Origin of the sequence: Helicobacter sp. 13S00401-1, from assembly GCF_002272925.1 — a bacterium.
Classification (GTDB): Bacteria; Campylobacterota; Campylobacteria; order Campylobacterales; family Helicobacteraceae; genus Helicobacter_I.
In genome coordinates, this window is sequence record NZ_MLAR01000003.1 from 18950 (window position 1) to 45851 (window position 26902).

24 protein-coding genes and 1 tRNA gene are annotated in these 26902 nt (G+C 35.1%); 4 read left to right on the top strand and 21 right to left on the bottom strand.

Annotated elements, in window-relative coordinates; translation table 11 throughout:
• Window positions 1-19: 19 nt before the first annotated feature.
• From pssA to BKH43_RS02340, 8 genes are all read right to left on the bottom strand, one after another.
• Window positions 20-748: a CDP-diacylglycerol--serine O-phosphatidyltransferase gene (gene pssA, locus BKH43_RS02310; RefSeq protein ID WP_095228140.1), complete on the bottom strand. Its 729-nt coding sequence runs from the start codon at window positions 746-748 to the stop codon at window positions 20-22.
• On the bottom strand, window positions 717-1364 hold the full coding sequence (locus tag BKH43_RS02315; protein ID WP_095228143.1) for a hypothetical protein: 648 nt from the start codon (window positions 1362-1364) through the stop codon (window positions 717-719). Before BKH43_RS02315 ends, pssA begins: the two co-directional genes overlap by 32 nt.
• 163 nt (window positions 1365-1527) lie before the next feature.
• Window positions 1528-3429: an ATP-dependent zinc metalloprotease FtsH gene (gene ftsH, locus BKH43_RS02320; protein WP_095228145.1), complete on the bottom strand. Its 1902-nt coding sequence runs from the start codon at window positions 3427-3429 to the stop codon at window positions 1528-1530.
• A 33-nt stretch (window positions 3430-3462) separates the two neighbouring features.
• Window positions 3463-4275, bottom strand: a complete 813-nt coding sequence (gene prmA, locus BKH43_RS02325; protein ID WP_095228147.1) for a 50S ribosomal protein L11 methyltransferase — start codon at window positions 4273-4275, stop codon at window positions 3463-3465.
• Window positions 4276-4290: 15 nt separating this feature from the next.
• A complete protein-coding gene (locus BKH43_RS02330) occupies window positions 4291-5229 on the bottom strand; it encodes a hypothetical protein (RefSeq protein ID WP_095228149.1) in 939 nt (312 codons plus the stop codon).
• Window positions 5230-5284: 55 nt separating this feature from the next.
• Complete coding sequence (locus tag BKH43_RS08465) at window positions 5285-5461, bottom strand: hypothetical protein (protein WP_172402294.1); 177 nt, start codon at window positions 5459-5461, stop codon at window positions 5285-5287.
• A gap of 122 nt (window positions 5462-5583) precedes the next feature.
• Window positions 5584-5790, bottom strand: a complete 207-nt coding sequence (locus BKH43_RS02335) for a tautomerase family protein (protein ID WP_095228151.1) — start codon at window positions 5788-5790, stop codon at window positions 5584-5586.
• 16 nt (window positions 5791-5806) lie between these two features.
• A complete protein-coding gene (locus BKH43_RS02340; protein WP_095228153.1) occupies window positions 5807-7321 on the bottom strand; it encodes a hypothetical protein in 1515 nt (504 codons plus the stop codon).
• A gap of 395 nt (window positions 7322-7716) precedes the next feature.
• On the opposite strand from BKH43_RS02340, the gene BKH43_RS02345 reads away from it, so the two are divergent.
• Window positions 7717-8724 carry an NADPH dehydrogenase gene (locus BKH43_RS02345; protein WP_253248025.1) on the top strand — a complete coding sequence of 336 codons (1008 nt, stop codon included), beginning with the start codon at window positions 7717-7719 and terminating at the stop codon, window positions 8722-8724.
• A 5-nt stretch (window positions 8725-8729) separates the two neighbouring features.
• The gene (locus BKH43_RS02350; RefSeq protein WP_095228157.1) at window positions 8730-9356 is read left to right on the top strand and encodes an acyltransferase; all 627 of its coding nucleotides are present in this window, start codon (window positions 8730-8732) and stop codon (window positions 9354-9356) included.
• 17 nt (window positions 9357-9373) lie between these two features.
• On the opposite strand, the gene BKH43_RS02355 is transcribed toward BKH43_RS02350, so the two are convergent.
• From BKH43_RS02355 to BKH43_RS02365, 3 genes are all read right to left on the bottom strand, one after another.
• The gene (locus tag BKH43_RS02355) at window positions 9374-10243 is read right to left on the bottom strand and encodes an MqnA/MqnD/SBP family protein (protein ID WP_095228158.1); all 870 of its coding nucleotides are present in this window, start codon (window positions 10241-10243) and stop codon (window positions 9374-9376) included.
• Window positions 10244-11178: 935 nt separating this feature from the next.
• Window positions 11179-12648, bottom strand: coding sequence for an NAD(P)H-hydrate dehydratase (locus tag BKH43_RS02360; RefSeq protein ID WP_095228160.1), 1470 nt, complete (start codon window positions 12646-12648; stop codon window positions 11179-11181).
• Window positions 12649-13020: a methionine-R-sulfoxide reductase gene (locus BKH43_RS02365; protein WP_095228162.1), complete on the bottom strand. Its 372-nt coding sequence runs from the start codon at window positions 13018-13020 to the stop codon at window positions 12649-12651. It abuts the gene before it with no gap.
• 70 nt (window positions 13021-13090) lie between these two features.
• Here BKH43_RS02365 and BKH43_RS02370 point away from each other — a divergent pair.
• Window positions 13091-13167 (top strand) — tRNA-Ile (locus BKH43_RS02370).
• A gap of 30 nt (window positions 13168-13197) precedes the next feature.
• Here BKH43_RS02370 and BKH43_RS02375 read toward each other — a convergent pair.
• Genes BKH43_RS02375 through BKH43_RS02395 form a run of 5 tightly spaced genes read right to left on the bottom strand, consistent with a single transcriptional unit; the run spans window position 13198 to window position 19201 of the window.
• Window positions 13198-14175 carry a YhjD/YihY/BrkB family envelope integrity protein gene (locus BKH43_RS02375; RefSeq protein WP_095228164.1) on the bottom strand — a complete coding sequence of 326 codons (978 nt, stop codon included), beginning with the start codon at window positions 14173-14175 and terminating at the stop codon, window positions 13198-13200.
• Between the two features lies 1 nt (window position 14176).
• A complete protein-coding gene (locus tag BKH43_RS02380) occupies window positions 14177-14698 on the bottom strand; it encodes a phosphatase PAP2 family protein (RefSeq protein WP_095228167.1) in 522 nt (173 codons plus the stop codon).
• Window positions 14695-16785: a polyribonucleotide nucleotidyltransferase gene (locus BKH43_RS02385; RefSeq protein ID WP_095228170.1), complete on the bottom strand. Its 2091-nt coding sequence runs from the start codon at window positions 16783-16785 to the stop codon at window positions 14695-14697. The genes BKH43_RS02380 and BKH43_RS02385 overlap by 4 nt, the downstream gene beginning before the upstream one ends.
• A 14-nt stretch (window positions 16786-16799) precedes the next feature.
• Window positions 16800-18245: a bifunctional indole-3-glycerol phosphate synthase/phosphoribosylanthranilate isomerase gene (locus BKH43_RS02390; RefSeq protein WP_095228172.1), complete on the bottom strand. Its 1446-nt coding sequence runs from the start codon at window positions 18243-18245 to the stop codon at window positions 16800-16802.
• On the bottom strand, window positions 18242-19201 hold the full coding sequence (locus BKH43_RS02395; protein ID WP_095228174.1) for a hypothetical protein: 960 nt from the start codon (window positions 19199-19201) through the stop codon (window positions 18242-18244). Before BKH43_RS02395 ends, BKH43_RS02390 begins: the two co-directional genes overlap by 4 nt.
• Window positions 19202-19339: 138 nt before the next feature.
• Between BKH43_RS02395 and BKH43_RS02400 the strand changes: the two genes are divergently transcribed.
• A complete protein-coding gene (locus BKH43_RS02400) occupies window positions 19340-20725 on the top strand; it encodes an outer membrane family protein (RefSeq protein ID WP_095228176.1) in 1386 nt (461 codons plus the stop codon).
• Window positions 20726-21073: 348 nt separating this feature from the next.
• Here the strand turns inward: BKH43_RS02400 and BKH43_RS02405 are convergent, their stop codons facing one another.
• The 5 genes from BKH43_RS02405 to BKH43_RS02425 form a co-directional block, all read right to left on the bottom strand.
• Window positions 21074-21403 (bottom strand): AtpZ/AtpI family protein, encoded by a 330-nt coding sequence (locus BKH43_RS02405; protein ID WP_095228479.1) that lies wholly within the window; start codon window positions 21401-21403, stop codon window positions 21074-21076.
• Between the two features lie 56 nt (window positions 21404-21459).
• Window positions 21460-22749 carry a glutamate-1-semialdehyde 2,1-aminomutase gene (gene hemL / locus BKH43_RS02410; protein ID WP_095228481.1) on the bottom strand — a complete coding sequence of 430 codons (1290 nt, stop codon included), beginning with the start codon at window positions 22747-22749 and terminating at the stop codon, window positions 21460-21462.
• Window positions 22750-22775: 26 nt separating this feature from the next.
• Window positions 22776-23723, bottom strand: coding sequence for a D-2-hydroxyacid dehydrogenase (locus BKH43_RS02415; RefSeq protein ID WP_172402295.1), 948 nt, complete (start codon window positions 23721-23723; stop codon window positions 22776-22778).
• A 157-nt stretch (window positions 23724-23880) separates the two neighbouring features.
• Complete coding sequence (locus BKH43_RS02420) at window positions 23881-25320, bottom strand: amino acid permease (protein WP_095228178.1); 1440 nt, start codon at window positions 25318-25320, stop codon at window positions 23881-23883.
• 83 nt (window positions 25321-25403) lie between these two features.
• Window positions 25404-26855, bottom strand: coding sequence for an amino acid permease (locus tag BKH43_RS02425; protein ID WP_253248026.1), 1452 nt, complete (start codon window positions 26853-26855; stop codon window positions 25404-25406).
• Between the last annotated feature and the right edge of the window lie 47 nt (window positions 26856-26902).

A 26902-nucleotide genomic window follows, 5' to 3' on the forward strand; every position in this document is an offset into this window, starting at 1 on the left:
ATAGACTTTATTACTAGGGTTAGTGTTTTTTAGTTTTAAAAACTATGTATCTAAAGATGATAAATATCCATCTCACTATGCCATAAAGCACATAAAGGCTCATTAACACTGTTAAGGTAACAACTGGCTGTACAAATATAAGGGCAAGCAAAATAATGACTATGATAAAAGACTTCAAGTCCCACTTAAACTTTTTAAAGCTTGGATAGCGAATATTACTTACCATTAAAATAGCGCATATAAAAGCTAGTATTAAAAGTATGTAGCCATGAGTTTCAAAAAGACTGCCTTTAAAAAAGCCATAGTCTCCATGATTATCAAAAAGTATCCAAAGCACTAAAGTTGCAGCAGCACCAGGTATAGGCAAGCCCACAAAAGAGTTAGGCTCACTACCAGTAGATATGTTAAATCTAGCTAATCTCACAGCACCAAGTACTGTAAAAAGAGCGCTTATTGCTATACCATATCTTCCATAAAAGTCACCCACATAAAAGTATAAAACCATAGCAGGGGCCACACCAAAGGCTACTACATCAGCTAAGGAATCAAACTCAACTCCAAACTTACTAGCTGTATTAGTAAGTCTTGCCACCCTTCCATCAAGTCCATCTAAGACCATGGAAAGTAAGATAAACCAACAAGCATGCACAAAGTTTTGATTATGTGCGAGTATGATTGCAAAAACTGCGAAAAATATACTAGCTGCTGTGAAAAGATTAGGCAGTACGTAAAGTGGATTGATCTTCATTGCTATCCTTTTTATGATCTTGTTTTAATAAAGGACTTACGCCCCCTTTTAAACTATCTCCTATAGCTACTGCTAAAGTTTCTTTACTATCAAGTCTTATAACTAATGAGCCAAGGTTTAAAAACCCTATCTTGTCCAAAAAGTTTGGATTATCCCTAGTTATAGTTAGGTTTGCAGACTTAAAAAATACCGGATATATACTTATCTCCATAGATCTTACACAAGAACTAGCAAAGTAGTTAGCTTTTAGTGTAGTTGTACTATTAAGTATAGGTCTAATATTTTCATCTCCATAAAACAAACTAAACCCGTGAACTTGACTTACCTTAGTATCACTTAAGTCAAAAGGAGCATAGATTCTAGAGCTATTTTTAGTTTTTATATAAATAGTATGAAAACTAGAATCTGTTTTTATATCTTTTATAATGCCATTAATAGGGGCTATAATATTTTCAGGTTGTGAAGGTAGTATAACCCTTGTACTAAAAAGCTTAAGCCAGATTAGCAAACATATAAAGATAATTATTGATATGGTATAAAGGCTTAAAAACAAAAAGACAAAAAGCAAGACTAGTATGACAAGAGCGCCTGCTTTCCCCTCTTTTTCTAAAAACATATCTTCTCCTTGAGAACGACTTTCTAGCTTTTTAAGTAGGTGCTTAAGAAAGGGTAACTTTACATTTTATCTTGTAAAGCTAGCTTTTTTCTTAAAACAACTACTAAATCTTATAACTACTTTATATGAAATCACCTAACTATGTACATCATATCTTAGTTACTCAATCTTCCCTTGCTATAAGTCTACTTTTTTCAACGCCCTTTTCAGTTTCGAAGTTATAAATTATCTCTCTAACTCTAGCGCCATCTATAACTTCTTTATCAAAAAGTTCTTTTACCATGATTTCAACAGCGTCTCTGTAGTCTTCTAAAGTCTGTTTTACAAACTTATAGCGCTCATCCAAAGTGCCTCTTACGAAGTCATCTATAGCCTGGGCAGTTTGCTCGCTAAACTCGCGTGCTTGCCCCATACCGCCACCTAAGAAAGCATTTCTTGGTTTTTCTAACACCATAAGCCCACTTACATCAGTCATACCGTAGTAGCTTATCATTGCCTTTAAGATATCAGTTGCACGCTCTAAATCGTTACTTGCACCAGTTGAGATTTCTTTTAAGAAAACCTCTTCAGCAGCACGCCCACCTAATAAAACATCAACCTTAGCTATAAGTTCATGTTTTTGGAGCAAATATTTGTTTTCATCTGGAGTATTTAGCGTGTAACCAAGGGCTGCCATACCGCGAGGGATGATAGAGACCTTATTAACCCTGTCACTTCCTTCAGTCATTTCTGAGATTACTGCGTGTCCACTTTCATGATAAGCAACTATCTTTTTCTCTTTAGGTGAGATTCTACGAGACTTTTTCTCTAAGCCGGCTATGCTTCTTTCTACTGCTTCTTTAAGCTGGGCTTGATTAACCTCTTTTTGGTTAGAGCGTCCAGCTAAAAGGGCAGCTTCATTAATGATATTTGCTAAGTCAGCTCCTGCAAGCCCTGCTGTAAGCTTAGCTATCTCTTGTAAGTCTACATCACGTCCTAAAGTTACATCTTTAATGTGCACTTTTAAGATCTCTACCCTTCCATTAAAATCAGGCTTATCAACTAGCACTTGCCTATCAAAACGTCCTGGTCTAAGAAGGGCTGGGTCTAGTACTTCAGGGCGGTTAGTTGCAGCTAGCACTATAACAGGGGCAACATCAGAGTTAAACCCATCCATCTCAGCTAAAAGTTGGTTTAGTGTTTGTTCTCTTTCATCATTACCTCCTACCATACTTCCTGCAGCACGACTTTTACCTATAGCATCTATCTCATCTATAAATATAATGCTAGGTGCATCTTTCTTAGCCATCTCAAAAAGATCTCTAACCCTGCTTGCACCAAGCCCTACAAACATCTCTATAAAGCTACTTCCACTCATAGAGAAAAATGGAACGCTTGCCTCACCTGCAACAGCTTTAGCTAAAAGCGTCTTACCAGTTCCTGGAGGGCCTACTAAAAGCACTCCTCGTGGGATCTTTGCTCCAAGGCGTGAGTACCTATCAGGGTATTTTAAAAAGTCCACTACTTCAACAACTTCTTCTTTTGCCTCTTTGTTTCCTGCCATGTCATCAAATCTAACATTAGGCCTCTCACCACTTACTAGCTTTTTAGAGCTTCCCATACCAAAGATTCCGCCACCCATAGACTTTTGCATACGACTTGCCATAAAAAGCCAAAAAGCTATGATGATAAACACAGGAAGCAACCAACCTAAAATCTCAGTGAAGAAATTAGATTCATTGTAACCACTATATTTGATATGCTTAGAATCTAAAAGTGGAACAAGAGTTGAGTCTTGAACTCTTCTAGTGGTATAAAGCATCTTAACGCCTGATTCTTCGCCTTTTGCTCTAATAGTAGTCTGACCGATTTGGACAGAATCTATCTTTCCTGCCTCTACAAGGTTTTTAAACTCAGAATAATCGATATTTCTACTAACAGCATTTCCACCTCCAAAGCCACTAAAAATACCGCCACCTTCGCCTGGTGTAAAAATCTTAAAAAGAATGACTAATACTATAACTAGTACGATAAACACCAATAATGGGTTTTTATTCATAGGTTTCTTTTCATTTGGACCATTCATCTAATACCTTTTATCTAGTTTTTGTTTATTATATTATCTTTTAACAAGTTTTAAACATGCCCATTCATCCTTGCAGACTTGACTTTCAAGCCTGAAGTCTGAAAAACTTTCTACTACATCTTTTTGCCTTCCATCTAAGATTCCAGATAGTATTAAAATGGAATCTTTTTTAGTTATCTCTGAAAAAGCATTTTTCAAAAGCAAAATCACATCTGTGACTATATTTGCTACGACTACATCATATACTCTAAAAGATAATTTTTCTCCTTTAGTGATGCTTCCTTGGAATAAATTGTGTAAATTTTCACCATTTTTATGAAAATTAAGCCTAGTTTGATTAAGTGCTTCACCATCAGTATCGCAAGCTTCTACTTTTGCACCAAGTTTAGTGGCTATAAGACTTAAGATCCCACTCCCACAACCTACATCCATTAAAGTTTTATCCTTTAAGTCAAGTTTTGCTAACTCTTCTATACACATAAAAGTAGTAGCATGATGCCCACTTCCAAAACTTAAAGAAGGATCTAATACTATCTCAGTTAAGTTCTTATCAGCTAAGGGCTTTTTAAAACTAGGTCTTATATAAAAACCACCTACGCTTATAGGCTCTATACTATCTTCATACTCTTTTATCCAGTCTATATTTTTACTTTCATAGATAGCATACTCAAAACTATCTTTCTTTTGAAAGTCAGTTTGTGCTTCTTTTTCATAGTCTTTTAATATAGATTCTATCTCTTTTAGACTTTTTGAAGTCCTCCAGATAATAGTGTGTTTTTTAAGCTCTTTAGGGTTACCTTTTAGTGTACTTGCCTTAAGCTTTCCTTTTATCTCATAAACTAGCATCTTTTTATATCCTTTTTAAAGTGCTTTTGTATAACCCTCACTACCTAGTGCTATAGTAGCTGGCTTTTTTAACGTATGGCTAAAAGATAGACTAACTCCTAGCAAAAAGTTACTGCCTATATCTTTTATATATCGCCCTTTTAGCATATAAACTCTTAAAAACGGCGAAATACTTAGATTCCCAAAAAGTATGGAATCTAAACTCACATCAGCACTTAGTTGATACTTAGGGTTAAAACTAGGTGCGGCTGTATTTAAGATGTAGTCTTTAAAACTTAGATTTGCTAGTAAGTTTACTTTTTCATTTAGTTTATACTTTAAATTAAAGCCAGTCCTCCAACCAAAACCTTCATATGCAAGAGAGGCTGTAAAGTTTTGCTCGCCAAAAAGTGATAAATAAATATTATCTATATACTTTCCTTCAAACAGCTTAACCCCACCACTTAAATTTAAAATCCTTATACGACCAGTTGGAGTACTAGGCGTAAACTCAGTTTGAAACCCTAGCCTTGCAAAAGGACCTATCTCAGCTCTATCAAAAAAAAGATTAGCCTTCCATATCCTTTGAGTATAGTCACTTGATAAGACTATATTATCCCTAGTCTCATTCATGATGCTAGTTTTAGCCTGGCGTAAAAAAGTCACTCCATACTCAGTCTTAAGAGAGTTAAATATCACAAAATACCTAGCATGATAGTCAACATTAAATTTAGAGTACTCTTGAACTACTAGCTGAGAAAAACCTGTAAGATTAGTATCTCTAAAAGAGACATAAGATCTTTGATTATTTAAAGAGGTCTGAGAAAAGTTAAGAGAGACCTTTTCAAGTTTTAACTCCCAGCCTTTTTCATAAGAGGTCTTTTGTGGTTTACTAGCAACATCTGTATTTATAGAATCTGTTTTAGTAGCATCTTTAGCTTCACTAGCATTTAAAAAAACACTACTACATAACATGAAGGTCATGCTAGATATAAAAGATAGCTTTTTCAAGGGATGGATTTACTATATGCTAAGGTAGCTTTAAGATGTTATCTTCTAAAAACTCTATACCTTCAGTCTCAGAAAGCCCCATACCAAAAAACTCTAACACCTCTAAGTCATCACTAGTTATAACTACTTCATAGTAGATATCATCTTTAAGATCTGTGCTTACGCACTCTTGTGTAGTATCTTGTGCTGCTTGCATATATAGTCTTTCTTATTGTTTTTGAATCGTAGGATTATAACAGTTATTATCATTATGAGGTTAGTGTTTAAAGCTAGACTTATTTAAAAAACTCCAAAAAATCTAGCTTTAAAAGATCTTATTTAGGACTTGCCTTCTTTTGCATCCATATCACTTAGTATATTATAGCCCTTAGCCCAGTTAGTTCTATCAAACTCAGTAAAAGTTATATAGATACTATCACGTGGCTTTCCTGCTACTTCATAAATCACATCTGAGATACCTTTAGCTATCTCCCTTCTTTGCTCTATGTTTATCTTACCAGCTAGTTTTACATCAATATAGGGCATCTTTTTCCTTTTTAAATTAGAATGTATACATAACTTGCCATCTTAAGATATTAAAGCTTAAATCACCAACAGCAAACTTCCAGTAGCCAATCAAAGCAAGATTTTTAGTAAAGTTATATCTATAAGTTGGCCCTATTTCAAAGTAGTGAACCTTAAAGCCACTAGTTACAGTTGGGTTTATAGCACTTCCAGAAGCTACCCCTTTTGCAGTAAGTGTTCTATGCATATCACCTGCTGCTCCACTCATACTTCCACTCCTTGAAGCCTTGCTAAGTACTACATAGTTGTTAGTATCTATAAAGGTTACGTTAAAGCCTAGATTTAACTTTCCATACTGACCATTAATAGTTGCATAGCCTAGATTTAGATAGCTTCCTTTTAAAGCTCCTGCTCCTGTTATACCAAAACCGTTTCTTTCAGCACCATCAAAGGTATTCCATATCTGCCCACCTAGTTTTAAGCCACCAGTGTTATCTATAAGTGCTCCATAACCATCTCCAAAGGTTCCAGCACCACCTACATTTACATCAAAGCTAAACTTAGATTCTGGTGGGGCGTACTTATAGGTTGCATTAATGTTATAAACGCCTCTATGTTTAGCTATGTCTTTAGCAGAATATGGGCTATTTATAGCGCCACTTTCTTGAAGGAACTTAGACTTTGAAAGATAGTGAAAGTCATTTTGCATGCCTGTAGCTGCTATCTGACCTAGGATAGTGAAGCTATTAGTATCATTTAGACGATAGGTATAGCTAGTATCAGCAAAGATCATATAGTTAAAAAGCTTTTCTCCATAGGTATACCAAAGTCTATACTTAAAGTCTCCAGTTTCTTTACTTAAGCCTATGCTTACTAAGTCATTACCTATACCTGCACCTATAGAGTTATTAAATGTACCACTAAGTATGCCAGCATTAGCCCCACCTCCTACATATTTATGATTGTTGCCACCTTGATAGCTAAAAGATCTTATATATATATCATCACTCATCCAACTATCTTGCCAAAGAAAGGTTATATTAGCCCAGTCCACACTAGTGTTTTTAGCATAAACTCCTATACCTCTATCTAAGTTTACATCATTCATAGGAGTTAGAGGGTTCATAACCCCTGCCCTAAGAAGAGTTTTCCAAGAAGATATATTTTTAGTTACATAAAAGTTAGATATGTTAAAGACATCAGACCCACCCATATCAGTCCTAAAACCTCTAGAGCCTTGAATCTCATCATTAGTATAATTATTATCTGGTGTAGAGCTACCTATAGAAAAGAATAATCCAGCACTAACGCTCCATCCATCAACCTCACCTGTAGTTACAGTAGGCTTAAGTCTTAGCTGGTATCTTTGGCCATTGCCATCTTTACCATTTACAACAGCCCAACGCATAAATCCAAATCCATCTATAGTAGAGTTTTGCAAAGCATCCATCAAGTTAGTTTTGGCCTGTAATGACCCAAATGAACCTATAGTTCCTAATATCAACATAGAATATACAGAAGTTTTAAGTGCAGTTTTAGTCTTCTTTTTCATCACGTTTCCTTTTTGTTGAGTTTTTAGCTTACGCATTTTAAAAGCTTTTTATATACTACACAAAAGCACAAAAAATTCAATAATAAAAGTTGACAATGTATACATAATGCATACAATATAAGAATACTTGTTACACTTTTTTACAAAAAAAATATTTTTTTACAAAAAGTAGCGTCTTTCTAACTTTAAAACTCTAAAAAATATCCTTCATTAAACTTTTATCATCTAAGTTAAACTTAGTAAAACTTCTTAGTCCATCTAGGCCTTACGTAAACATAAAATCACCACTAACACCCTAGCCTTACTTAAATCACTCACAAAAAGTAAAGAAAAATTATCTTAAAAAGTTATACTTGTAGACACTGTAAAAAATTCCAACAAGCAAAGGATAGATGATGGATATAAATCTCTTCTCGCCATTTAAGATTAAAGACTTAGAAATAAAAAATAGGATAGTACTCCCACCTATGTGTCAGTATAGCGCTGATCACGGCAGAGTTAATAGCTGGCATGAAACCCACTATAAAACCCGTGCTATTGGTCAAACTGGACTTATCATAATGGAAGCAGCTTGCGTATCAAAAGATAGCGGGATAACTGAAAGAGACTTAGGACTTTATGAAGATAGTCAAGTTGAACCTTTAAAAAAGCTAGCATTGCAAGTAAAAGCACTAGGCTCAGTTATAGGTATACAGATAAATCACGCCGGTAGAAAAAGCAACCTAGATGGCATCACCCCAAAAGGACCTTGCAACTCACGCTTTAGTAATGACTACAAAGCACCTATCGCCCTAAACAAAGAAGAAATAGCAAATATAGTTAAAGACTTTGGAAGTGCTGCTAAAAGGGCTGAGCTTGCTGGTCTTGATTTAATAGAAATCCATGGAGCCCATGGCTATCTAATAAGCAGTTTTCTTTCCCCACTTAGCAATACTAGGGAAGATGAGTATGGTAAAGATAGGGCGCTATTTTTAAAAGAAGTTTTAGAAGAAGTTAGATCTCAAGCTAAAAATATAACCATAGGCCTTAGAATCTCAGCCTATGACTACAACGACAAGGGTAACAAACCTGAAGACTTTTTAACTTATCTAAAACCTATAAAAGAAAAACTAGACTTTTTAGATGTAAGCACTGGTGGAGTTAGCGAAGAGCCTATAAAAACTTATGATGGTTATCAGATAGAACCAGCAAGATTCTTAAAAGAAAAACTAGGGCTTATTACCTTTGGAGGTGGACTAGTTACTAATGCTAAGTTTGCAAACAGATTAGTAAAAAATGGCCTAATAGATGCTGTTTATATAGGAAGACATATGCTTTTAGATCCTTACTTCCCTATCAAAGCTGCAAACACACTAGGAGTTAATATAGACATACCAAGTCAATATGATAGAGGGCTTATCTAACTTTAATGGCAAGGTTTGGACAAGATATCATAGACTTACTAAGAGGTAAGAAAAAACTAAAAAGTAACGTAAAAATCTATGGCTTAGGCAATGAAGTAATAGCCCCAAAAGATTCTAAGCTCTACATAGAAGTTTATGGTGATAACAACCAAGTCTTTATCCCAAATCCAAGCACAGAAGAAGGTGGTAGAAGCTTTACTGGTAGAGTGCAAGTTGGAACTCCTGACTGCTTAGTTAAAAACTGCATAGTTAGGGTTGGAAAAAAAACTGGTGCTTTTAGAGTAGAAGTCTTGCTTTTAGAAGATGAAAGCGAAGTGATTATAGGTAGTGACTGCATGCTTTCAAGTGGAGTTAGCCTAACTTGCACTGATACTCACTCCATACTTGATAAAGAAGGAAACTTACTAAATAAAGGCAAGTTTATAAGACTAGGTGATCACGTATGGGTTGGGGCTGATGTAAAAATACTTAAAAATGTAACTATAGCTAGTGGTTGCGTGGTTGGCACTAGAAGTTTAGTAAGTAAAGAGTTTAAGATTCCAAACTGTGTTATAGCTGGAGTGCCTGCAAAGGTAGTAAAAACTGATATAAGATGGGATGTAAAACGTCCTAACTTATATATAAAAAACTAGAATCTAATCTTAAGACTTTAAGACTTTCTTAAAGTCTCATACTCCCTGGGTATCAAAAACTTATTAACATCAACTTGTTCTTTATAAAATCCATGCTTATATCCTATCTCATAAAGCTTATTTATAGCCCTTAGTTGAAGCTCACTTAAAGTACATGAGTTTTCATTAGCATAGAGGTTTAAGTAAGTATCTAAGTCTTTTTCACTAACTCTAACTAGATTTTGTGCTATTAGCATCTTTGAAAGAAGTGGTTTAAAGTGGAGGGCAACTTTTACAGCCTTAGTTAAAGCATCTTCTAAGACTATGGCTTTATTAAGCGGGATACTTCGCCTTAGCGCCATACCACCTAGTGGCAAAGGAAGATCACTACCTGTTAACTCCTGCCATATATCCCAGATAAAGCGTTCAACTTCAAGACGAGTTTCATCAAAAGTTAGTATAGATTCATGGATTAGCACGCCTGCATCTACTTGGCCACTTAAAACTGCTTCTTCTATATCTAAAAAGTTTAGATAAATAATGCGCGCTTTTGGATAGGCTATCTTAAAAAGGAGGGCATTAGTAGTATTAGCCCCAGAAAGAGCCACTTTAAAGTTAGACTTTAAACTACTTCCTTTACGCTTTATCATCTTAGGGCCATAGCCCTCACCAAAACTAACTCCAGTTCTTAAAAGTGCATAATCTTGCTTGATGTGTGGATAAAGACTAAAAGAGATAGCACTTATATCATAAGTAGATTCTAAGGCTGCAACATTTAGACTTTCTATATCAAGGGCCTTGCTTTCTAGTTTATAAGGGCAACTAACCCAGCCAAAGTTCAAAGCATAATACATAAATACATCATCAGCATCAGGGCTATGGGCTACAGAGTAGGCATTATCTTGCATGGAAGTCTCACTTTTATATTTATAAGTGGGGTTTAGTGTAGCATAAAACAAAGTGAAAAGTTTGAAAAGCTAATACTTCAACTTTAATATATCTTCTATGTTAAATAGGCCTTTAGTGATAGTGTTTTTAAGGAAGCTTTAATTCTAAATGTGACAGTTTTTATTTAAGCATTAGAGTTGATGAAAGACTGTCACGTTGTGCGTGTACGCACTCCTAGCATCAAGTTAAGCCAAAGCCTACGAAAGCGTAAGCTTCCTTGAAACAGGTTTAGTTGCGTAAGCAACTAGGGCTTTCTTTTAAGGAATGTCTTTTTTTGGCGTGAGCCAAACACTATTGACCAAATATCTATTCCAACACTTTCTTTTTCTATATTTTCTTATGCATATGTTTTTCTTTAACCAAAAAGGGGTTTAACCCCTCCCCGCTCCCCTTAACCCCGAAAAAGGTACTTTTTCGGCAATCAAGGGGAGAGCCTCGCTAATTCCGTTTCTAGCAAAAAAATGGCGTTCGCACTTCTGCTTACTTGTTTCCATTTTTTTGCACCACGAAACGGGCGAGCTAACGGGCACATTTTATAGAAGTACCTTGTATTTCTATAATTATGTTGTTATTGCGATGGAGTAATTCTCCTATATATAGCCTTTCGTTTTTACGTAGTAAAAACAAGCGTGCGGGGGATTGGGGGTTAGGGAAGGGGGATAAGGGGACCGCCTCGCAATTAGGCCCCCTTGTCCCCCTTGCCAAAAGACAAAGATTTCTTAAAAGTAAATTCTGGAATTAAAAGGCTTAAGTGCTATGCATAAAATTGCCACTGGGCGTTTTACACACCCTTCACAATGACAGATTGCAAAGATTGTAAAAAATAGTAAAACTGCTTATGCCATACAATGCAATATTTATTAAAAACTAAAAAAGCATAGGTTAAATCCTAGGCTTAAGCTCTTAGTTTAGATTCTAACTTGCCTATATTTTTTATAAGTTTTAGTGGATTAAAAGAGTAGGCATTTTTAGTTTTAGACGCTAGGGCGTGGGCTAAACTTGCAGTAAGGCTTGCATCTTTTATACTATAACCTTGAGCTAGCAAGCCTCCAACTAACCCACTTAATACATCCCCACTTCCACCTTTTGCAAGACTTGCATGTCCTAGTGGATTAATATAAAGCATGCCTTCATTAGCGATTATGCTATTAGTCCCTTTTAATATAAATCCAACATGAGGATACTCTTTAGTTAAGCTACTAGCTACTTTGTGCATATTTTCAAGTAGTTTTTCTAAACTACTAAAAGGAGACTTAAGCATAGAAAAAAGCTCTTTTGGATGAGGTGTTAAAACTATACTAGCATCCTTATAAGTATCTAGTATCTTCCATAAACTAGGTAGATAAAGCATATCAGCATCAAGCACTACTTTTAAGCCCTTATCTAGTGCGCCTTTTAATAAGGCTTCATGCTTTAAGGTATTACTCCTGCCTAAACCTGGACCTAGCACAAGTACATTTGCATGAGGTGGAAGAGTTTGAGAGTACATAAGGGTTGGAAAAGAGCCACTTGCATCATAACCAAGTGTACTAACCAAAGCAGCTCCCATAGTAAGTGCAGCCTTAGCACTTAAAAGACTAGCTCCTTTAAACTCACCACTTACAACACAGACGTGACCAAAACTACCTTTATTAACATTTTGTATCTTCCTTGAAGGGAGTTTTAAGTCACTCTTTTCTAAAACAAAGTAAGGTGACTTGCTTTCATACTTTTCTCTTTTAAGGCCTAAAGGCGCTACTTTTATCTTACCTACATAGTCTTTTGACTTGCTTTCATATAAGTTTAAACTAAGAGCTCCCATAGCTATAGTTAGGTTTACTTTTAAAGCTTGTTCACTTCCTAGCATGGAAGGACAGTCACAAGCTATCTTGTAAGCTACTTTTTTATTAAACTCTAGGGCAAAGTTAGAGATAGTTGTTTGGGACTCTTCTAAGGTTAAAGCAGTTTTTATATCTAGTTTAGAATCTTTAGCTTCATTTAGATTCCTTGGCTTAAAGCCTGTGCCAAAGATACAGTCTACTAAGATATCAGCTTCTATAAAACTATCTACATGCTTAAGCCCTAGCTTTTTTGTCCTTTCGTTTTGAAGGATACAAAGCTTAGACTTTGGTGCTAAAAGATTATAGATATAAATATCAAGTGAACTTATAGAATCTAATATCCTAGCACTAGCTAAACCATCAGCGCCATTATCCCCACTGCCTATACAAAAAAGCACACTTTTTAGCCCTCTTTTAAGGGCTTGTTTTTTTATAGCCTTTGCGAGGCTTAAACTAGCATTTTCCATCAAGACTTGATTATCTATACCATAGCTATTAACAGCATTAGCATCTAAGATAGTCTTGCTTTCAAAAAGAGGTTTCATCTACTTATCTCTTTTGACAAACTTAATAGAAACTGAGTTAACACAGTGTCTTTTGTTGGTATCTGTAAAACCTTCGCCCTTAAAGACGTGTCCTAAGTGACCCCCACAGCTTTTGCATAATATCTCAGTCCTTTTACCATCAGCATCCTTTACATACTCTAAAGAATCCACCATCTCATCATCAAAACTTGGCCAACCACAGCCTGAACTAAACTTAGTCTTGCTATCAAAAAGCTTAACCCCACATCTTTTACATACATAGATTCCATCTTCATAAAAGTTGTTATACTCCCCTGAAAAAGGCTTTTCTGTACCCTTATGAAGTATCACTCTTTTTTCTTCTTCGCTTAGTTTATCATCTAGATTTTGCATATTACATCCTTTAAAAATTGAATTTAAAAAAAAATTAAGTTTAAGTTGTTATAATCATCACTTTTAAATCGGACCCTTAGCTCAGCTGGTTAGAGCGCTCGGCTCATAACCGATCGGTCGTAGGTTCAAGTCCTACAGGGTCCACCACCTTTTTATTTCCTTGAAATTTTACTCTTTTCACTTTCGTGTTTTATTTAATCTACTTAATTTTTCTTCTTTACTTAAACTTGATGTATTTTCTAAACTTGTAGCTGCATCTAACTCACGCTCATGAAGCATCTCTACTTTTAACTCTAAGTTTTTCTCTTTTTGTGCTTCTAGTTTTTTATCTAACTCTTTTTGTTTTTCTCTTTCAGCCATAAGTTTTAACTTAACATCTAGCTTTCTACAAAACCTCATCGCTATTAAAAAGATAAGCCATGAGACATAAACCCAAAGCATCAAAAACATCACTACTGATAAGGAGCCATAAATCGTGCTATAAAACTTGTTATAAGACATATAGTAGAAAAATACTAGCTTTGATATAAACCAGATGGTTGCGCCAAGCAAGCTTGAGATAGCAAGAGCTGAGAAAGTTAAATGACTATTAGCTGAGATTCTAAAAAGTATGCCAAATAAAACCCAAGTAGCTATAAAAGGAAAGATCTGCCATAAGTCCTTAAAAAGACTTTCTTTATAAAAGAGGCTTCCAAAGTAAACTGAGAGTGCAAACATTAAAGGGATAAGCGTTAAAAAAAGCCAGTAGGTTATAAATGAATCAAATATACTTCGCTTCTTAGAGTGAAAGATCCTAGCACTTATATCATCATAACTTCTAAAAAAAACAAAAGATGAGATTAGTGCTACTAAAAAGCCTACTATACCTAGCTCTTTTCCATTAGTTAGAAACTTATTGACTATAACTGTTACATCTTCTAAGTTTGAAGGTAAGACATTTTCTAAGAGAGTATGGAGTAAGAGATGAATCTTGTTTTTAAAAAAAGGTACACCTTGTAAAAAAGATATGGTTACTAGTAGTATGGGAACAAGTGAAAAGATACTATAAAAACTAAGACTTGAGGCATAGTGAAAGATCTTTTCATTAGAAGTGAAATCAAGGTACTTAAACTTTACAACCTCTATGAAGTTAGAGATTTTCTGCCTTAACTTCATGTCACGCTTCTAGTCTTATAACTTTTTTACTATAAATCTTACCTATGTAGTATCCAACTAAAAACCCTAGCAAGGCACCAACTAAGACTTGAGTAAGTGTATGTCTATTAACATAAAGTCTACTACAACATACTAGTGCGCAAACTACACTTACTAAAAAACCAGCCTTATAGCCTTGCGTTGCACTAACAAAGCCTGCCCCTATAAAAGAGCCAGTTGAGTGCCCACTTGGGAATCCATCATAATCCCCTGGCACATCTGGCCTTTCTGAAATAGTAGCCATATTTGGGTTATACATACTTACTATGCCAAAGAAATTTTTTATACTTCGCATGATTAAAAAAGCTATAGCTGTCGCAAAAACTAAACCTAGTGCTGGTTTATAAGCCCTAACCCACAAAAGAAAGATGAAAACATAAAGTGGCATATACTGAAAAGTATCTCCATAAAGCCTAAAGCTACCAAAAATTATGATAGCAAAAGTAACTATAAAGCTTAAAACTAAAGCAAAACTTTCTTTCATCCTTTAAGTCCTAGTTCGATTTGAGATTTAGCATTTATATTAACTATGATGCATTCTAGTGTTTGGCCTTGAGTTATAACACTCATATCTTGTATCTTTTTAGAAGGTAGTAAGCCATCAGTCCCACTACCATTAATCTCTAAAAAGATTCCAAAGTCTTTTATATTTTTAACAACACCATTTACAACCTGTCCTACTTTAAAACTAGGCTTTTCTTTATAGATGATGCTTTGTATATACTCTTTTGCTTCACCTAAACTAGTCTTATTGCTAGATGTTATAACTACCATAGAGTTATCTTTATCTATATCTATGCTTATATTAAAGCGAGAGATTATCTCTCTTATAGTCTTACCACCTTGACCTATTATGTCTACTATCTTATTTGGCGGAACGTTGAAGCGTTCAACACTAGGCAAAATATTAAGATTAGGAGTTATAACTACAGATTCCATAAGACCTAAGATGTGATCTAGCCCAAGTCTTGCTTGGCTTAAAGCAGCATCTAAAACTTCTAAGCTTAGGCCAGTAGTTTTTATATCAAGTTGTAAGGCACTAAACCCTAACCTTGTACCAGTTACTTTAAAGTCCATATCACCATAGTGATCTTCTAGCCCTAAGATATCACTTAAAATAACAAAGTTTTTAAACCCATCATCATGAACTAGCCCCATGGCTATGCCAGCTACTTTGTTTTGCATCTTTACATTAGCCCCTAGCAAAGAAAGAGTGGCCCCACACACACTAGCCATAGAGCTTGAGCCATTAGATTCTAAGATCTCACTTACTATCCTTATGATGTAATAGTCTTCTAAGATATTAGATTCTATAGCTTTAAGCGCTAAATTACCATGGCCTAACTCTCTTCTTGAAGTGCCAAATATAGGCATAGCTTCTCCTACACTAAAAGGAGGAAAGTTGTAATGTAACATCACTCTTTTTTTAGCTAGCTGACTTAGACTTTCTTGAGTTTGGGCATCATTTTCAGATCCTAGAGTTACGCTTACTAGGGCTTGGGTTTGACCCCTTGTAAAAAGAGTGCTTCCATGAACGCAAGGCAAGATATTACTCTTAATATCTATGTTTCTTATCTGGGTAAACTCCCTCCCATCTGCTCTAAGTCCATCTTTTAGTACTAACTCGCGAAAGGCTTCATGAAGCAAAGCTTCTATATAAGGCTTGGTATCAAACTCATACTTTTCTGTACTATCTTTTATAAAGCTACTCATAACTGTACTTCTTTCACTTTTTGAAAGCGTTTGAAGCATATCTTTTAAAGTAGTAAAGCAGTTAGTTTTTAAGCTTTCAAGTTTATCTTTATCTAAACCTTTAGATTCTAAGACTAGCTTTTTGTTACCCTTATCTTTAAAGGCTTTTTTATAGATGGCTGAGTTTTTTTCTATCTCTTCTTTTGCAATACTAAGTGCACTTAAAAGCTCTTCTTTTTCTATCTCTTCTATAAGCTTAACTCCATCACTTTTAATAACTTTTGGAGTTTGCATCTCTATCATAAGTAAGTCAGAATCTACTCCACTTACAAAAAGATCTAGGCTTGAGCCGCTTAAAGATTCCATACTTGTTGCTACATTAAGCCTTGCATCAACTGGAAGACTAGGAAGTCTTACTATCCTTATTGCATTAAGAATGCTATCTCTTTTTAAAGGTATAGATGAAAGGTAAAGACAAAGGCTGGCTACATTTAGTGCATCTTTACTTAAATCAGTCTTTCCATCATAAGAAAAAACCATAACTGTCACTTGCACGCCGTATCTAAACTCTGGGGAAAAAAGTGGTCTAAGGCTTCTATCTATAAGCCTTGAAGTTAAAACTTCACCTTCGCTAGGCTTACCCTCTTTTTTATTAAAGCCTTGAGGGATACGCCCTATGGCATAGCTTTTTTCTATATACTGAACACTTAAAGGTAAAAAATCTAAATTTGCATCAGTTTCTAAATCTATACAAATAGTAGCAAGGATAACACTTTCTCCAATCTGTTGCATCAAAGAAAAGTCGCTTGACTTTGCATAAGTGTTAAGAGTGTAGGTTTCTACTACTCCGCTAGCGTTTGTAACTGAAATCATTTCCATTTAGTGCCTTTGTGTTATTTCTTGCAATTGCAAGCATTTAGTTTATTAAAAAAAGATTCTAGTTTTTGAGTATCTTTTATACCTTTTGCTTTTTCTAAGGAAGAGCAAAGATCTATTAGCTTTGGGCTTAGACTTAAAAAAGATTCTAAGTTGTCTTCACTCACCCCACCAGCTATAGCTAAGTTATCAAAACCTTCTATAGAATCTAAATCAGCCTCTAGTCCTTCACCATGGCTACTATCTAGTAGATTTAAAAGACTGTCTTTAGAATCTACATTTTTAACTGCCTTATAGTAGCAAAAAGTAGCCTCTTTTAAATCTAAACCAAAATATAATCCTCCCTCTAAGTCTTCAACCCCATGAAGCTGCAAACAATCAATTAGATTCTTTTTTATTAACTCTAGCCCTAGTTTTAGGCTTTCTTTATCAGCTACTACACCGATTTTAAGTGCATCTTTTACATTTTCATAAGCATTAATCTCTTCTAAAAACTTTGCTTCTACAAAGCGAGGACTACTTTTAACTAGCACAAAGCCTAATAAATGGGCATGTTTTGAAGCACTTAGTGCAAAGCTAACTTCATTTATACCACATACTTTTATAAGTGGAGGCTTTTTGGTTACAAACATATTAACCAGCTTGTAAAAAAAATCCCTCTGAGACCCAGCCTTAAAGCTTGCTATCAAGTTTATAAGCCTAGAAAAAAGCATCTGTCTTCTATTAGGCGCATTTAAGGCTTGCATAAGATAGCTTCCAACCAAAAAGCCTTCAAACCTAACACTTCCTACTATAAAAGCATCATAACTATTATCTATCCCACTTTCAAATATCACTGGAATCTCACTAGGGACTTTTTGGCGAAGTATGAAGGCATTAAGCTTATTAATCTTTAATGTATCTAGGTTTCTAGAGTTTATACCTAAGATTCCATAGTCTATATCAAGCTTTAAGGCAAGCTGTAATTCTTTTTCATCATGAACTTCAACTAAAGGAGTAAGGTTAAATTTAAGACAGGTATTAAATAAAAGCTCTAATTTTTTAAAGTCATCCATAAAAAGATTAACGATTAAAAGCACCATATCAGCACCAGCAAGATAACTAACTTCTACTTCTTCAGGCTCTAGTATAAAGTCTTTTCTTAAAACGCAGATCTCTGGTAAGGCCTTTTTTACTTCCATTAAGTCATTTAAACTTCCACCAAAATAGTCTTCTTCACAAAGCACTGAGATGGCATTTGCCCCACAGTCCTTATAGGCTTCAGCTAAAAGTGCGGGATGTTTTATATCTCTTAAGCTCCCTAAAGATGGGGACTTTCTTTTTACTTCGGCTATAAAAAGGGGAAAGGTTGGTTTTATGATAGGATGGGTGCGACTATAAGGTATGACATGACCTAGTGTAAAGCCTTTTTTGGCTAACCTTTGCCTTTTTGCATTGCATATATCTAATAAAACTTTAGTCATGAAGTTATCCTTATATCCCTTTTAATAACTATTGCATAAAAAGTCATTATAAAATAATAGCTTATAACTAAAGTGGCAAGATATAAAAGGAAGTAGCTAAATGTTGTTAGAAATATATTACTAGGCTGAAAGTGGTGTAGTTTTACAGCACAAATAGCAAGCAAACCTATAGGAAAAGATGTCCTCCATAAAGCAAACTTAAAAGGGCTTATAAGCATTTTTATAATTCGCGGGCTTAAAGCTACAAATATAAAAAAGGCTGAGTAAAATAATCCATAAGATATATAATTAATCTCCATCATAGGCTCTAAGGCTATAAATATTACACAAAATGGTGCAGCTATGATTGCTAGGCTTCCATTATATTTTGCTTCCATGTGCGCCATAGAAACGTTTATATACATGATTCTAATAATTAAAATACTAATAATTGGCACGGCAAAAACTACACCTATACCTATACTTATCAAAGATAGATTGTTAAAAAAAGGAGTCTCAAAAAAAGGTAAGGCAGCAGAGATATTTAACATACCAACAAGTGGTACTACAACCCCTCCTGTAAGGTGCTTAAAAGTATGTCTAGTATTAAACCACATAAGTGCTATATAAGTAGTAAAGATAAAGATAGTAACTATACCTACTATCCATATGTAATAACTTAGCTTTGGAGCTATGCCATGAAGTAAGCTAGGCAATAAAAGACAAGCTATGCAAAAAGTGGAATAAAATGGTTTTTGTGCCTTATCCATGAACTCTACTTGCATAGTCTTAAAGTACTCAACCTTAGTAAACTTTAGTATAAAAACTATACATCCAAAGATAAAAGTTACAACTGCTAAAAAAGCATAAACTTCTGCTACATAAGAGTGGATACTTACAGTCCATGCTATGCTTAAAGCAGCCATGCCCATAACTGAGCCAAATATATCTATTGGTAAATACTGCAATGTCTTCATGAGATTAGCTCCATTTAATAAAAACAAATCTTAAAGCTGATGCAAATAGCGAGTGCAAATTATAATACTTTGTATTAGGCTTACAATTTCTATAAAATAATAGAAACTTTTTACAAACACTAACTAAAAGAGAATCAAGTGAACACATCAAAACTACTAAACACAAGTGCTATCTTACTAACCACCTTAAGTTATGCTTTTGGTATGGATACTAACCCTTCACAAAACACTAATCAAACCCTAGAGAAAAAAACTCCTAAAGAGCTAGAAAGTAAAAAAAGCCTAAAAACTACTTTTTTAAGTAGTGATAACTTTAGTTTTAAAGCTGGCGCTGAAGTCTTTAGTAAAACCAGTTTTAATAATAGCGCCATAGATGAAGCTAAACAAGTATATCCAACTCCTAGCTATGCTTCCATCTTGGCAAATCTTGGAATCTATTATGAAAAAGATGGCTTTAAGCTTGGTCTTGGAGGTGTAGCTGGGGGATTGCTTTATGATTCCACACGTGCTACTTTAGGCTTTATTAATGCAGAAGGCTATAACTATATAGGCTTTTATGCGGGTTACTCTGGCTTAGGTGTACCTAATATTACTAATACTAGAGATTTTATAATTTATGATGCATATCTAGAATATGAAAACAAATATATAGATGCCACTTTAGGACGCTTTTTTAAAGAAAACACATGGTTTGGAGGCTATGCTCAAGGTATCAATCTAGCCTTTAACTTAGGAAAAGGCCAAAAGATAACACTTTTTGGTACAGATTCTATGTCTATATGGGGAAGTGGGTGGCTTTATGACTTTTCACGCCTTTATATCCCAACTGGAGTTTTAAATCTAGAGTATGAACTAAAAAGAGACTTTTATAACTTTAAGCTTTATGCCTACTATGGGATAGAAGACTATGTAGCACCTGGTGCTAGTTTAGATCTACTTTTTGGAGATTCCAAAGTGGCTTATCTAACTAAGATAGTAGCTGCCTTGCCAATTTATGATAGCAGTATTAATAAATGGGGAGTTATGCAGTTTTTTGGAAGCACAAGTGGAGTAACTGGAAGTGTGTTTTTAAGACAAGATGTGATCTTTAATGAAAAATACACCTTAGGTCTTGGGCTTTATAAAAACTTTGGTAATGCAAATGCTAGATTTGGTACTTATGGGAATCCTATGAATATAGATATATGGGATAACTCAGTTTTAGTCTATGGCAGATCTTTAAACGCTGCGGTAAATCCAGATGTATTTAACCTACTGCTTTATACAAACTTTGAAATAGGCAAATACCTTGATATAAAGCTCGATGGGCGTTATAGCACTAGTCCTATGGCAGATGAATACTCTTTAATACTAGGACTTGATATCTTTTTAACTAGTCACATTACTTACTCTTTAAAAGCTAACTACTATACTAATATCACTCATGCTGGCTTTGATGTATTAACTGGCTTAGCAAGAAAGGATGCCCCAGGTGTAATTAGTGATAGAAGCTATGTGATGAATACCATTAAGTTTGAGTACTAAAAAGCTTAATATTGAAAAATTTATAGAATCTAATAAAGATTCTATAAATAGCCTAAAGTATTAATGTAACTTATCAAGACAACGCAATGTCTATTATGTTGCGTTTAGTGGGTGTAGGATATATATAAAAGATGTTTTATCAAATGAGATAAATCTAGTAGTGGGTTTCTTTGAGATGCTAACTTTATAGATGTACTAGAAAAAGAAGCTTTTTAAAGCACAAAAACCTATAAGTCTATAAAGCTTTTAAGTCTTATGAAAAAAGCCTTGCTTAATCCAAAAAATGCTCTTTCAAAGTTAAAAAGACTACTAAGAAAGTAAGTTTACTTATCCCTACTTTTGCCTTAACTACTCTTTATGCTTTTGGGCTTTTCTTGCTTTTTCTCTAGCTTCCCTTTTTTCTAAGGCTTCATTTTGCAATCTTATAGCCTCTTTATACTTAGGCTGTTCTTGTAAGGAATCCATATCTTTTTTTAATCTTTTATAGGCTTTATATACATTTAAGATAGCTGCTGCCACGCCATAGGCTAGGCCTATGACTATAAACCACTTCCAACCAGTTAGCTTATAGATTCCATAGCCTATACCTAGTCCTATAAGCACAGCTACTACCATAGATATGCCTAGGCTTGCATTATAAGCGTTACTTACTAAGGAGTACCACTTAGTATCTTCCATACTGGCATTTTTAGAATCAGGTATCTTAGTATCCTTAGAAGACACGCTTACTTCCTTTATGCATCATGCTTTATCTCTTGTAAGGCTTCAGCTGACTTAAGTATAACTTCATCCATCATAGCCTCATCCATAGGTGCACAAATAAAGCTAGTTTCAAACTGACTAGGTGCAAAGTACACACCCTTATCAAGCATCTTTGCGTGCCATCTTGCATAAAGCTCTGTATCTGACTTGCAAGCTTTAGTAAAGTTAGTTACAGGATGCTCATTAAAGAAAAAGCCTAGCATCGACCCTCTAACTTCAGTCTGCAAACTAAAGCCATGCTTGCTAGCACCTTCTTTTAATCCTTTAGTAAGCCTATGTGCTAAGCTTTCAAGCCTTTTATAAAGGCCTTTATCTTCTTTTATAAGATGCAAGCTCATAAGACCAGCACTCACTGCTAGTGGATTCCCACTTAAAGTACCTGCTTGATAGACCCCACCATTTGGACTAAGCAGCTTCATTATATGATCGCCTCCTCCAAAGGCAGCTAGAGGCAGTCCTCCACCTATAACTTTGCCATAGGTGCATAAGTCGCCTTCTACCCCATAGTACTCATAACTACCAGTTAAGCTTGCCCTAAAGCCACTCATAACTTCATCTAAGATTAAAACTATGTTATTTTTAGTGCAAAGCTCACGCACTTCTAATAAGAACTCTTTGTTTGCCGGCACTAAGCCCATATTCCCCGCTATGGGCTCTATGATAACGCATCCTATATCTTTGCTTAAATCTAGGGCTGCTTTAAAAGATTCTATAGAGTTATATTCAGCTACTAAAGTATGTTTAGCTAAGTCCTCTGGAACTCCTAGTGAGCTAGTAGCACCAAAAGTTGCTAGCCCACTTCCAGCTTTAACTAAGAGGCTATCACTATGTCCATGATAGCAACCGCTAAACTTCACTATGTCATTTTTCCCACTATAAGCACGCGCTAGTCTTATAGCACTCATAGTAGCTTCAGTGCCAGAGTTTACAAAGCGTACTTTTTCTATCCCAGGCAAAAGTGAAACTAACTGCTTTGCTAGTTCAGTTTCCATCTCAGTTGGCGCACCAAAACTAAAGCCATTTTGCATAACTTCACTAACACACCTTATAACTTCATGATTTGCATGCCCTAAGATTAAAGGCCCATAGCTTTGCACAAAGTCTAAATAAACATTATCATCTTCATCCACCAAGTAAGCGCCCTCGCCTTTTTTTATAAACCTAGGAGTACCACCTACTGCACCAAAAGCACGCACTGGAGAGTTAACACCACCGGGGATTACTTGCTTGGCTTCATTGAAGTCATTTATACTATGAGTTATATGCTTTTTAGAAAAGTCTTTATGCACTACTTACCTCCTAAATAAGTTTTGATATTAGCTACAACTGAAGCTATTAAAGTCTTTTTAGAATCTTCATAAGCCCAGGCTACATGAGGGGTTAGTAAAAGCTTGTTTTTATCTTTTGAAGTAAAAAGCTCATTAAACACATGGTTTTTTTCCATAGGCTCTTTTTCTAATACATCAGCACCAAAGAAAATATTCCTTTTTTTAAGCTCGCTTGCAAGATCTTTTTCATTAACTATCCCACCTCGCCCTAGATTTAAAAGGATAGCTCCTTCTTTTAGTAAAGCTAACTCATCTTTAGCTATAAGATTCCTTGTAGTCTCATTTAGTGGGGCGTGTACTGAGATGATATCACTAGTGCTTAGTAAGTCTTTTAAGGTTTTGTTAGGATAGCTAGCATGGGTATTTTTACCACTAGTTGAGTAGTGACTTACCTTAGCTCCAAAAGTAGTGGCAATCTTAGCTACTTCTTGCCCTATACTTCCTAGCCCTATAATCCCCCACTCTTTATTATTAATATCTTGCAAAGGAAAATCTAAGTTACAAAAGATCTCACTTTCTTCCCACTGTTTGCTTGCAACATACTGAGTATAGTACTGAATCTGCCCTAAAAGCCCTAAAGCTAGCATCAAAGTGTGTTGGGCTACTGACTTAGTAGAGTAGCCTTTTACGTTTTTTACCTCTATACCTAGCTCTTTACAAGCTTCTAAGTCTATATTATCTGTTCCAGTGGCTGAAATACAAATTAACTTAAGATTAGGAAGCTTAGTTAAAACATCCTTTCTTAGTGCTACTTTATTAGTTATAACTATCTCTGCATCTTTGCATCTTGAGAGTATCTCATCATTACTACTTACATCATAAAAGATGGTTTCACAACCTGCTATATTAAATAAACTTTTATCAAACTCCCCTAAGGTTAAAGCATCAAGCATTACTAACTTTTTCATTATAGATGTCCTTTTTATAGATTTGATCTTGGAATCTATTTTACCTATATATTCCAATTATCCATATATGTATAAAAAAGATTCTATATTGCTAGCATAAGAGTGCCCTAGCCTTTTTTTATAAAGGCAAAGGCAGCTAAAAAAAGAAGTTTAAGATCTAAGAGGTAGGCTCTCCTTTAGACTTTTTTCTTTTATGCTGTAAGTAGTAGCCAAGATAGCAAATAAGTGTAAAAACTACAGTCCCATAGATCGCATATCTTTGTTCAGCATCATACATAGAGCCTACGATAGAAGCTGCGCATAAAACTAGGGCGATTATTGGCGTGTAAGGCATAAAAGGTGTTTTATAAGGAAGAGAGTTGATATCTCCTCCACTTCTTACAAAGTGACGTCTAAAGTTAAGTTGGGATAAACTTATAGCCATCCAAGTAACTATGGCAGTAAAGCCGCTTATATTAATTAAGAGTTTAAATATAGTCTCAGGTTCATAGACCTTTGATAAAAGCGCTATAACACCACCCACCATAGAAACTATAACTGAGACTACTGGTATACCTCTTTTGTTTACATAAGCAAAGATTGGCGGTATAGTCTTTTTCTCTCCTAAAGCATAAAGCATCCTAGCACTCGCATAAAGCCCAGAGTTACTAACTGAAAATATAGCCATGATAATTACAAAGTTCATGATATCTGCAGAATATGGAATCCCTATATCACTAAGTACTGTTACAAAAGGGCTTTGAGAAGATGAGGCTTCTTTAGTAGGAAGCAAGGTAGCTATTACAAAAATAGAGCCTACAAAAAAGACTACTAGTCTCCATAAAGTAGCATTAATAGCTGCAGGCATAGCTTTTTGGGGATTCTTAGTTTCTCCTACTGCTACACCTATAACTTCAGTCCCAGAAAAAGCAAAGTTAACAGCTAAGATAACTACTAAAACTGCACTTATACCATGGGGAAAAACTCCATCTTTATAAAAGTTTACAAAGGTATAGCTAAAACTAAAATCATGAGTTACAAACCTATGCACTATGGCTACTACGCCTATGATTAAAAAGATGATAACTACAGCTACCTTTATGGATGAAAAGATAAACTCTCCTTCTCCAAAGATTTTAACTGTATAGATATTTAGTGCAAAGATGATTATCCCAAAGATAAGTGCAAACACCCATACATCTATATTAGGAAACCACCTCTGCATCAAAAATCCTACTGCTGTAAACTCGCCCCCTAAGGCTGCAACCCATGTAAGCCAGTAAAGCCATGCTACAACATAACCAGTGCTTGGACTTATGAATCTATGTGCATACTCACCAAAGCTAGAAGTATGGGGGAGATAAGAGCTTAACTCACCAAGAGATAGCATAACTGCATAGATGATAATAGCACCTAAACAGTAGGCTATGATAGTTCCTATTGGTCCTGCTTGATAGAGGTTTTCACCACTTGCTACAAAAAGCCCTGTGCCTATAACACCACCAAAGGCTATCATCATTAAGTGGCGTTTTGTAAGGCTTCTTTTAAAAGTATCATCTGCTTTAAAGTCTTGAATCTTTTGATGTGAGTAAGCTTTCTTCCTCTGGTCCTTCTCCATTACCTGCCTTTAAAAGTTCAAATTGGGTTACATTATATAGAAAAGATTCTAAAAAAGTTAGAAACTTAGCCTAAGCCTTAAATCTAATCCCTTCTTTTTTTGCCTAGTTTATGCTGCAAGAAATAGCCTATAAGACAAACTATACTAAAGACTATAGTTGCATAGATAGCATATCTTTGATCTTTGTCATAAAGTGAGCCAAGTATGGCTGCTAAACATAGCACTATGGCAATTATTGGCGTATAAGGCATAAAAGGTGTCTTATAAGGTAAAGACTTTATATCCCCTCCTTCTTTTACAAACCTACGTCTAAAGTTAAACTGAGAAAAACTTATAGCCATCCACGAGATTAAAGTAGCAAAACCACTAACATTAATCAAAAGTATAAATACACTCTCTGGTTCATACACTTTAGTTAAAAGTGCTAAAAGTCCTCCTATCATAGAAAATATTACTGCATAAATTGGTATGCCACGCTTAGTCATCTTGCCAAAAAAAGCAGGGATAGTCTTTTTCTTACTTAGAGTATAAAGCATCCTTGAGCTTGCATAAAGCCCAGAGTTAGCCACTGAAAAAATAGCCATGATAATAACAAAGTTCATGATATCAGCAGCATAAGGTATGCCACTATCATTTAACACACTTACAAAAGGGCTTTTAGTAACTGCGGCTTCATTAGAAGGAAGCAAGGTTGCTATAATAAAAACTGATCCTATAAAAAACACGCCTAGTCGCCATATAGTTGCATTAATAGCTGAAGGCATAGTCTTTTGAGGATTCTTAGTCTCGCCAATTGCAACACCTACTACTTCAGTTCCTGAAAAAGCAAAAGTTACTGCCAAAATCACCAGTAAAACTGCACTTATGCCATGAGGAAAGATTCCATCTTTATAAAAGTTTGAAAACGTTATAGCAAAGCTAAAGTCAGTAACTATAAGCTTATGCACTATAGCAACTACACCTATGATAAGAAAGCAAATAACAGCTAAAACTTTTATAAAAGAAAATATAAACTCACCTTCTGCAAAAAGTTTTACTGTGAAAATATTTAGCAAAAAGATAACTATCCCAAAGATAAGTGCAAACACCCATACATCTATATGAGGAAACCACCTCTGCATCAAAAAGCCTATAGCTGTAAACTCACTACCAACTGCTACTATCCAGTTAAGCCAGTAAAGCCATACTACAACATAACCAACACTAGGCGAGATATAGTTATGGGCGTACTCACCAAAACTAGCACTATTAGGAAAATAAGAACTAAGTTCACCTAAAGAAAGCATAACCATATAGATGATAAGAGCACCAACAGCATAGGATATAAGCGCGCCTAAAGGGCCTGCTTGAGAGAGATTTTCCCCACTTGCTACAAAAAGCCCTGTGCCTATAACGCCACCAAAGGCTATCATCATTAAGTGGCGTTTTGTAAGCTTTCTTTGTAAGTTAGCATCTCCTAGCTGGCTAGTTTGAGATAGATCTTGAAGGTCTTTTGTGTCTGTGTGTTTTTTATCTGCAGCAGTATTGCTTTTCAACTTCTACCCTTAAATTAAGCTATAAATATCATATGTAACAAAAAACG

What these genes read in the sequence shown, in the direction of transcription:
- BKH43_RS02345 (WP_253248025.1), top strand. Translation starts at nt 7,717, where the DNA reads ATGGATATAAATCTCTTCTCGCCATTTAAGATTAAAGACTTAGAAATA.
- BKH43_RS02350 (WP_095228157.1), top strand. Translation starts at nt 8,730, where the DNA reads ATGGCAAGGTTTGGACAAGATATCATAGACTTACTAAGAGGTAAGAAA.
- BKH43_RS02415 (WP_172402295.1), bottom strand. Translation starts at nt 23,723, where the DNA reads ATGAAAAAGTTAGTAATGCTTGATGCTTTAACCTTAGGGGAGTTTGAT.
- ftsH (WP_095228145.1), bottom strand. Translation starts at nt 3,429, where the DNA reads ATGAATGGTCCAAATGAAAAGAAACCTATGAATAAAAACCCATTATTG.
- BKH43_RS02335 (WP_095228151.1), bottom strand. Translation starts at nt 5,790, where the DNA reads ATGCCCTATATTGATGTAAAACTAGCTGGTAAGATAAACATAGAGCAA.
- BKH43_RS02360 (WP_095228160.1), bottom strand. Translation starts at nt 12,648, where the DNA reads ATGAAACCTCTTTTTGAAAGCAAGACTATCTTAGATGCTAATGCTGTT.
- BKH43_RS02385 (WP_095228170.1), bottom strand. Translation starts at nt 16,785, where the DNA reads ATGGAAATGATTTCAGTTACAAACGCTAGCGGAGTAGTAGAAACCTAC.
- BKH43_RS02365 (WP_095228162.1), bottom strand. Translation starts at nt 13,020, where the DNA reads ATGCAAAATCTAGATGATAAACTAAGCGAAGAAGAAAAAAGAGTGATA.
- BKH43_RS02355 (WP_095228158.1), bottom strand. Translation starts at nt 10,243, where the DNA reads ATGCAAGATAATGCCTACTCTGTAGCCCATAGCCCTGATGCTGATGAT.
- BKH43_RS02380 (WP_095228167.1), bottom strand. Translation starts at nt 14,698, where the DNA reads ATGAAAGAAAGTTTTGCTTTAGTTTTAAGCTTTATAGTTACTTTTGCT.
- BKH43_RS02340 (WP_095228153.1), bottom strand. Translation starts at nt 7,321, where the DNA reads ATGAAAAAGAAGACTAAAACTGCACTTAAAACTTCTGTATATTCTATG.
- BKH43_RS02330 (WP_095228149.1), bottom strand. Translation starts at nt 5,229, where the DNA reads ATGTTATGTAGTAGTGTTTTTTTAAATGCTAGTGAAGCTAAAGATGCT.
- BKH43_RS08465 (WP_172402294.1), bottom strand. Translation starts at nt 5,461, where the DNA reads ATGCAAGCAGCACAAGATACTACACAAGAGTGCGTAAGCACAGATCTT.
- BKH43_RS02395 (WP_095228174.1), bottom strand. Translation starts at nt 19,201, where the DNA reads ATGAAGACATTGCAGTATTTACCAATAGATATATTTGGCTCAGTTATG.
- BKH43_RS02405 (WP_095228479.1), bottom strand. Translation starts at nt 21,403, where the DNA reads ATGGAAGATACTAAGTGGTACTCCTTAGTAAGTAACGCTTATAATGCA.
- pssA (WP_095228140.1), bottom strand. Translation starts at nt 748, where the DNA reads ATGAAGATCAATCCACTTTACGTACTGCCTAATCTTTTCACAGCAGCT.
- BKH43_RS02420 (WP_095228178.1), bottom strand. Translation starts at nt 25,320, where the DNA reads ATGGAGAAGGACCAGAGGAAGAAAGCTTACTCACATCAAAAGATTCAA.
- BKH43_RS02390 (WP_095228172.1), bottom strand. Translation starts at nt 18,245, where the DNA reads ATGACTAAAGTTTTATTAGATATATGCAATGCAAAAAGGCAAAGGTTA.
- BKH43_RS02315 (WP_095228143.1), bottom strand. Translation starts at nt 1,364, where the DNA reads ATGTTTTTAGAAAAAGAGGGGAAAGCAGGCGCTCTTGTCATACTAGTC.
- BKH43_RS02375 (WP_095228164.1), bottom strand. Translation starts at nt 14,175, where the DNA reads ATGAAGTTAAGGCAGAAAATCTCTAACTTCATAGAGGTTGTAAAGTTT.
- prmA (WP_095228147.1), bottom strand. Translation starts at nt 4,275, where the DNA reads ATGCTAGTTTATGAGATAAAAGGAAAGCTTAAGGCAAGTACACTAAAA.